This window comes from Vibrio sp. M260118 (assembly GCF_036533755.1).
Classification (GTDB): domain Bacteria; phylum Pseudomonadota; class Gammaproteobacteria; order Enterobacterales; family Vibrionaceae; genus Vibrio.
Genome location: NZ_JATABG010000414.1, coordinates 1 through 2,896, shown reverse-complemented (window position 1 = coordinate 2,896; position 2,896 = coordinate 1). Strand labels below are relative to the sequence as shown.

Genomic DNA, 2,896 nt, shown 5'->3' with positions numbered 1-2,896 from the left:
CATTGACGACGAAGCGGATCATGTCAGTATGGGTTAATGCTTTAAGTTCTTGCAGTACCACTTCTCGCTGATTGAACTCGAGGTCTTTATTGCCTATCGCGACCCATAATCTCTGTGCACGACCACGTAAGGTGGTATCTGGAGTTGAGATTTGGTTCCAAAGCCCGCGTTTACTGCTGTGCCATTGGTACTCATTGAGCTCAAGTAACACCATATAGAAGGCATTGAGGAACTCATCGATTGAGCTAATCAGATCGATTGGCGCGGCATTCGGTGATTGCACATAGAGTGCGATACCAGGATGCTTGTTCAGTGGTAAGTTGCCAGTTCCTACCATGTAGCCTAATTGCTGTTTCGTACGGATTTCGTGGAAGAAGGTTGCCGACATCAGGTGGTTGGCGAGTGAATACAAGGCGATGCTTTTAGCGCTCGTATCGTCACATTGGTAATACATTACAGTCGCTGAGTCTTCCTGATCGCAGAACACCTCACGTTGGAATGAACCGTTTTTACCTAACATCACTAGTGGACGCAGTGCCTCTTCATATTGTTGATCTTTAACTCTCAAAGCATCTTTTAGTGTGTTGCCAAGTGCCAGTGCGTCTGATCTAGTCCAGTCCCCATAAACAAACATCTCTACATGCAATTCAGCGAGAATGGCATCCACAAAGCTCGCAAGTTCGTCGACCTTGATTGACTCCAATGCCTCAACGAGTACTGAATAAGGTGGATTGTTTGGCTGCAAAATACCAGTTAGTGCATTAAACAGTTGCGAAATAGGGCGATCTTGAGCTGAGTTGCGCCAATTTCTTAGCAATTGTTGCTTAATGGTATCAAAACGCTGAGTGCTAAAATCTCGCGCTGCAAAGCGGGTTAAAATTTGCTTCATCAACTCCGGTTGCTTTTGGCTAAAACCAGAAACAGTCAACGTGACGCCGCCTTGGTGGGCATACATGTTGTAACCCATACCTGCAATTTCGGCCTGATAGGTGTCGGAGGCGAGGCTGTCTAAAAACATCTCAACGCAAATACGAGTTTTAACGATGTTACGTGGGTTGGCGACGGCATGAGGGCTATCAATCGCTACATAGATTACCCCTTTCGGTAATCTAAATTCATCATCTTGTAAATGCCAGAGTTTGAAGCCAGGTAACTCCTCCAATACTTGAGGCTGGGTTTGGGTTACCTCAAGCTCTTTAGGGTCAAGGTCATAGCAGATAAAAGGGTTTTTCTCTGGTAGCTCGAACTTTAATGGGCTAGGTTGGAGATAGAACTCCGTTTGTTGTTGTGTAAACGGAGTGATCGAGTAAGGCGTGTCATACCACTTAGCGCGTTTGTCGTATTGGTAACCGTGGGCGATCAAAGTGGTACGCAGGTTCGCTGGGGTAAAGTAGCCGAGCAATGATTTTAACTGCGCTTCATCGTAGCGGTTCATCATGAAATCGCCATAGATTACGTCATCTGGATGATAGTGTTGCATGTTGATCACTAAGTGACTAACCAGATCGAGAGGGCGAGTGGGTTCTTGAAAACGGAAAGCCGATTCCAACACCGCCTGTTTTTCAAGATAACGCCATTCGTCCATGCCTTTCTCGGCAATCAGAGAAATATAGCTGAATACTGCTTGGGTAATTTGGTCAACTTGCTGTAAACCTTCTGGAGTTAGCGCACAGCTAATTGCAAACTCACGGTAGTTACTGCCACTTGTGCCGCCTCCTGCAGATAACGAGGTAATCCAGCCTTTCTCTTTAAGCATTAGCATCAAGCTTGCTTTACCTTCATAGCCAAGTAGATGAGCGAAGTAGGAGAGAGGTTTGGATTGATAATATTCATCCATGCTAGGCATAGGGAAGGTCAAGATTAATTTGCGAATCTCTTTTATAGGTTCAACATTGATTAAAATTGAGGTTGAATTTTGGTCGTTATAGGGAGCCGTTATGCACTTATGCGCTAAGTGGTGATTTGGAATAGTAGAGAACTTCTCTTGGCACCATGCTTCTAGCTCATCGAGTTCTTGCGGGCCCGCTATAGTGAGCGTCATTAAATCCGCAGAGTACTGCTCAAAATGGAAAGCGACAATTTCGTCTCTGATCGACACTCCGCCTCGGTCGCCGAGCGTTTCTAAGTTGCCGACGGAAAACTTACTGAAGGGGTGAGCTTGGTTGACCACTTCTTTGTGAACTTGGTAGAGCCGTCTCGAGTCGTCGTTGAGCTTGAGTTTGTACTCAGATTCAACAGCTTGTCGCTCCTTGTCTAATGCTTCTGAGTTGAATAGAGGCGCGGTAAAAAACTGGCTAAATCGGTCGAGGCTCTGCTTGAATGCATTGGGAGAGACGTCGAAAAAGAAGCAGGTGTGCTCTGTTCCTGTCCACGCGTTGTTACTTCCGCCATGCTGATTAATGTAACTCTGAAACTCACCGACTTTGGGGTATTTTTCTGTGCCCAAAAATAGCATATGTTCTAGATAGTGAGCTAAGCCTTCTCTGTCTACAGGATCATCAAAGTGACCGACATTAACTGCTAACGCTGCAGCAGATTTTTGTGCATTGGCATCATGGATCAATAAAACCCTAACACCGTTCGCTAAGGTTAGATAACGGTACTGGTTGGTATCATTTGGGCTAATGTGCACAATACACTCTCCGATCTTTAGACATCGTCTTATAGATAATAAAGTAATTATGACTCGGATACAGGCTTGTGCAAACTATCTGTTTGAGAAATATGAGCAAAAAGAGGTTGTCGTTTTTCGTTAGTCGACTTGAAATTGTGTTAACAAAGTCAGGTTGTTTGACAATAGACTTGATATAATTATTAAAAGCGCTGCGAAAATGCGCTAGTAAGTAATGAACAAGCTGTGTTAACAGCAGCGGAATAGTCACCCCAACGATAAACG

General features: G+C 44.8%; 1 protein-coding gene. It reads right to left on the bottom strand.

Annotated elements, in window-relative coordinates; translation table 11 throughout:
* The coding region (locus QTO00_RS17660; RefSeq protein ID WP_331425943.1) for an insulinase family protein at positions 1–2,632 on the bottom strand (2,632 nt) is incomplete at its 3' end.
* Between the last annotated feature and the right edge of the window lie 264 nt (positions 2,633–2,896).